Source organism: Pseudomonas sp. KCJK8993 (assembly GCF_046230915.1).
Lineage (GTDB): Bacteria > Pseudomonadota > Gammaproteobacteria > Pseudomonadales > Pseudomonadaceae > Aquipseudomonas > Aquipseudomonas piscis.
Map to the genome: position 1 here is coordinate 1 of NZ_JBJJLO010000195.1, position 5,493 is coordinate 5,493.

At 51.2% G+C, this 5,493-nt stretch carries 2 tRNA genes and 3 rRNA genes; all 5 read right to left on the minus strand.

Going from position 1 to position 5,493, the window contains the following annotated elements:
* Positions 1-22 precede the first annotated feature (22 nt).
* Positions 23-138, minus strand: a 5S ribosomal RNA gene (gene rrf, locus ACK6AU_RS31180).
* 140 nt (positions 139-278) lie between these two features.
* A 23S ribosomal RNA gene (locus ACK6AU_RS31185) occupies positions 279-3,170 on the minus strand.
* Between the two features lie 215 nt (positions 3,171-3,385).
* Positions 3,386-3,461, minus strand: a tRNA-Ala gene (locus tag ACK6AU_RS31190).
* 10 nt (positions 3,462-3,471) lie between these two features.
* Positions 3,472-3,548, minus strand: a tRNA-Ile gene (locus tag ACK6AU_RS31195).
* A 123-nt stretch (positions 3,549-3,671) separates the two neighbouring features.
* Positions 3,672-5,208, minus strand: a 16S ribosomal RNA gene (locus ACK6AU_RS31200).
* The 16S, 23S and 5S rRNA genes sit together here with 2 tRNA genes alongside, the layout of an rRNA operon.
* Positions 5,209-5,493: the final 285 nt, after the last annotated feature.

A 5,493-nucleotide genomic window follows, 5' to 3' on the forward strand; every position in this document is an offset into this window, starting at 1 on the left:
CAATTGGGGTTTCGGAATTTAATCTTGACGATGACCTACTCTCACATGGGGAAACCCCACACTACCATCGGCGATGCATCGTTTCACTTCTGAGTTCGGGATGGGATCAGGTGGTTCCAATGCTCTATGGTCGTCAAGAAATTCTGTAGCTGAGCCGTTGTTTGGGCAACGTTCCAGCGAATGGGTATGCAATAGGTTCGTGTGTCAAACTTTCGGTTGGTCATCTTCACACACCGCAATCTGGTCTCTGTCGAGTTCGCAAATTGCTTGGGTGTTATATGGTCAAGCCTCACGGGCAATTAGTATTGGTTAGCTCAACGCCTCACAGCGCTTACACACCCAACCTATCAACGTCGTAGTCTTCGACGGCCCTTTAGGGGATTCAAGATCCCAGTGAGATCTCATCTTGAGGCGAGTTTCCCGCTTAGATGCTTTCAGCGGTTATCTCTTCCGAACATAGCTACCCGGCAATGCCACTGGCGTGACAACCGGAACACCAGAGGTTCGTCCACTCCGGTCCTCTCGTACTAGGAGCAGCCCCTCTCAAATCTCAAACGTCCACGGCAGATAGGGACCGAACTGTCTCACGACGTTCTAAACCCAGCTCGCGTACCACTTTAAATGGCGAACAGCCATACCCTTGGGACCGGCTTCAGCCCCAGGATGTGATGAGCCGACATCGAGGTGCCAAACACCGCCGTCGATATGAACTCTTGGGCGGTATCAGCCTGTTATCCCCGGAGTACCTTTTATCCGTTGAGCGATGGCCCTTCCATACAGAACCACCGGATCACTAAGACCTACTTTCGTACCTGCTCGACGTGTTTGTCTCGCAGTCAAGCGCGCTTTTGCCTTTATACTCTGCGACCGATTTCCGACCGGTCTGAGCGCACCTTCGTACTCCTCCGTTACTCTTTAGGAGGAGACCGCCCCAGTCAAACTACCCACCATACACTGTCCTCGATCCGGATAACGGACCTGAGTTAGAACCTCAAGGTTGCCAGGGTGGTATTTCAAGGATGGCTCCATGAGAACTGGCGTCCCCACTTCAAAGCCTCCCACCTATCCTACACAAGCAAGCTCAAAGTCCAGTGCAAAGCTATAGTAAAGGTTCACGGGGTCTTTCCGTCTAGCCGCGGATACACTGCATCTTCACAGCGATTTCAATTTCACTGAGTCTCGGGTGGAGACAGCGCCGCCATCGTTACGCCATTCGTGCAGGTCGGAACTTACCCGACAAGGAATTTCGCTACCTTAGGACCGTTATAGTTACGGCCGCCGTTTACCGGGGCTTCGATCAAGAGCTTCGCTTGCGCTAACCCCATCAATTAACCTTCCGGCACCGGGCAGGCGTCACACCCTATACGTCCACTTTCGTGTTTGCAGAGTGCTGTGTTTTTAATAAACAGTCGCAGCGGCCTGGTATCTTCGACCGGCATGGGCTTACGGAGCAAGTCCTTCACCCTCACCGGCGCACCTTCTCCCGAAGTTACGGTGCCATTTTGCCTAGTTCCTTCACCCGAGTTCTCTCAAGCGCCTTGGTATTCTCTACCTAACCACCTGTGTCGGTTTGGGGTACGGTTCCTGGTTATCTGAAGCTTAGAAGCTTTTCTTGGAAGCATGGCATCAACCACTTCGTCACCTAAAAGGTAACTCGTCATCAGCTCTCGGCCTTGAAATCCCGGATTTTCCTAAGATCTCAGCCTACCACCTTAAACTTGGACAACCAACGCCAAGCTGGCCTAGCCTTCTCCGTCCCTCCATCGCAATAACCAGAAGTACAGGAATATTAACCTGTTTTCCATCGACTACGCTTTTCAGCCTCGCCTTAGGGACCGACTAACCCTGCGTCGATTAACGTTGCGCAGGAAACCTTGGTCTTTCGGCGTGCGAGTTTTTCACTCGCATTGTCGTTACTCATGTCAGCATTCGCACTTCTGATACCTCCAGCAAGCTTCTCAACTCACCTTCACAGGCTTACAGAACGCTCCTCTACCGCATCACTTACGTGATACCCGTAGCTTCGGTGTATGGTTTGAGCCCCGTTACATCTTCCGCGCAGGCCGACTCGACTAGTGAGCTATTACGCTTTCTTTAAAGGATGGCTGCTTCTAAGCCAACCTCCTAGCTGTCTAAGCCTTCCCACATCGTTTCCCACTTAACCATAACTTTGGGACCTTAGCTGACGGTCTGGGTTGTTTCCCTTTTCACGACGGACGTTAGCACCCGCCGTGTGTCTCCCATGCTCGGCACTTCTAGGTATTCGGAGTTTGCATCGGTTTGGTAAGTCGGGATGACCCCCTAGCCGAAACAGTGCTCTACCCCCTAGAGTGATACATGAGGCGCTACCTAAATAGCTTTCGAGGAGAACCAGCTATCTCCGAGCTTGATTAGCCTTTCACTCCGATCCACAGGTCATCCGCTAACTTTTCAACGGTAGTCGGTTCGGTCCTCCAGTCAGTGTTACCTAACCTTCAACCTGCCCATGGATAGATCGCCCGGTTTCGGGTCTATACCCAGCGACTAAACGCCCTATTAAGACTCGCTTTCGCTACGCCTCCCCTATTCGGTTAAGCTCGCCACTGAATATAAGTCGCTGACCCATTATACAAAAGGTACGCAGTCACAGAACAAAGTCTGCTCCCACTGCTTGTACGCATACGGTTTCAGGATCTATTTCACTCCCCTCTCCGGGGTTCTTTTCGCCTTTCCCTCACGGTACTAGTTCACTATCGGTCAGTCAGTAGTATTTAGCCTTGGAGGATGGTCCCCCCATATTCAGACAAGGTTTCTCGTGCCCCGTCCTACTCGATTTCACTTCTAAGATCCTTTCGCGTACAGGGCTATCACCCACTATGGCCGCACTTTCCAGAGCGTTCCGCTAAAATCAAAGAAGCTTAAGGGCTAGTCCCCGTTCGCTCGCCACTACTAAGGGAATCTCGGTTGATTTCTTTTCCTCAGGGTACTTAGATGTTTCAGTTCCCCTGGTTCGCCTCTTGCACCTATGTATTCAGTGCAAGATAACCATCTTATGATGGTTGGGTTCCCCCATTCAGAGATCTCCGGATCAAAGTCTGTTTGCCGACTCCCCGAAGCTTATCGCAGGCTACCACGTCTTTCATCGCCTCTGACTGCCAAGGCATCCACCGTATGCGCTTCTTCACTTGACCATATAACCCCAAGCAATCTGGTTATACTGTGAAGACGACATTCGCCGAAAGTTTGAATTCACAAACTTTACCTTAGCCTGATCCACCACCAGTGAAAGTAGTGGTCAGTCTATCTTTCTATCACATACCCAAATTTTTAAAGAACGATCTAATCAAAAGACTAGAAATCAACATTCGATTTGAATGCTCATTTCTAAGCTTTCCGAAGCAGTTTATGGTGGAGCCAAGCGGGATCGAACCGCTGACCTCCTGCGTGCAAGGCAGGCGCTCTCCCAGCTGAGCTATGGCCCCATAACAAAATTGGTGGGTCTGGGCAGATTCGAACTGCCGACCTCACCCTTATCAGGGGTGCGCTCTAACCAACTGAGCTACAGACCCAATTTCGAGCTTGTAACTGTTAGCTTGGAGCTATCAGCTTGGAGCTTAAAGCTGCTTCTATCGTCTTCTTCAATGAATCAAGCAATTCGTGTGGGAGCTTATGAAGCAGCTGATGTCGTCGATTAAGGAGGTGATCCAGCCGCAGGTTCCCCTACGGCTACCTTGTTACGACTTCACCCCAGTCATGAATCACACCGTGGTAACCGTCCTCCCGAAGGTTAGACTAGCTACTTCTGGTGCAACCCACTCCCATGGTGTGACGGGCGGTGTGTACAAGGCCCGGGAACGTATTCACCGCGACATTCTGATTCGCGATTACTAGCGATTCCGACTTCACGCAGTCGAGTTGCAGACTGCGATCCGGACTACGATCGGTTTTGTGGGATTAGCTCCACCTCGCGGCTTGGCAACCCTCTGTACCGACCATTGTAGCACGTGTGTAGCCCAGGCCGTAAGGGCCATGATGACTTGACGTCATCCCCACCTTCCTCCGGTTTGTCACCGGCAGTCTCCTTAGAGTGCCCACCATAACGTGCTGGTAACTAAGGACAAGGGTTGCGCTCGTTACGGGACTTAACCCAACATCTCACGACACGAGCTGACGACAGCCATGCAGCACCTGTGTCAGAGTTCCCGAAGGCACCAATCCATCTCTGGAAAGTTCTCTGCATGTCAAGGCCTGGTAAGGTTCTTCGCGTTGCTTCGAATTAAACCACATGCTCCACCGCTTGTGCGGGCCCCCGTCAATTCATTTGAGTTTTAACCTTGCGGCCGTACTCCCCAGGCGGTCAACTTAATGCGTTAGCTGCGCCACTAAAGTCTCAAGGACCCCAACGGCTAGTTGACATCGTTTACGGCGTGGACTACCAGGGTATCTAATCCTGTTTGCTCCCCACGCTTTCGCACCTCAGTGTCAGTATCAGTCCAGGTGGTCGCCTTCGCCACTGGTGTTCCTTCCTATATCTACGCATTTCACCGCTACACAGGAAATTCCACCACCCTCTACCATACTCTAGCTTGCCAGTTTTGGATGCAGTTCCCAGGTTGAGCCCGGGGCTTTCACATCCAACTTAACAAACCACCTACGCGCGCTTTACGCCCAGTAATTCCGATTAACGCTTGCACCCTCTGTATTACCGCGGCTGCTGGCACAGAGTTAGCCGGTGCTTATTCTGTCGGTAACGTCAAAACAGCAAGGTATTAACTTACTGCCCTTCCTCCCAACTTAAAGTGCTTTACAATCCGAAGACCTTCTTCACACACGCGGCATGGCTGGATCAGGCTTTCGCCCATTGTCCAATATTCCCCACTGCTGCCTCCCGTAGGAGTCTGGACCGTGTCTCAGTTCCAGTGTGACTGATCATCCTCTCAGACCAGTTACGGATCGTCGCCTTGGTGAGCCATTACCTCACCAACTAGCTAATCCGACCTAGGCTCATCTGATAGCGCAAGGCCCGAAGGTCCCCTGCTTTCTCCCGTAGGACGTATGCGGTATTAGCGCCCCTTTCGGGACGTTATCCCCCACTACCAGGCAGATTCCTAGGCATTACTCACCCGTCCGCCGCTGAATCCGTGAGCAAGCTCACTTCATCCGCTCGACTTGCATGTGTTAGGCCTGCCGCCAGCGTTCAATCTGAGCCATGATCAAACTCTTCAGTTCAATACTGCTTGGGTTTTTAAGAAACCCTAAACTTGGCTCAGCAATCTCAAATGACTATGTGATTTCTCGCATGGTCACTCGTGATGCTGATAATCTTTTTGACTATCAGTCTGACTACACAAGCACCCACACGAATTGCTTGATTCAGTTGTTAAAGAGCGGTTAGTTAAGATCTTTCGTCTCAACCGAGGCGCGCATTCTACAGCAGCCTCATTTACTGTCAAGTGATTTTTTAAGAAGTTTTCAAAGTTTCCTTTGCAACTTCAACCACTTGCGCTTCCGATC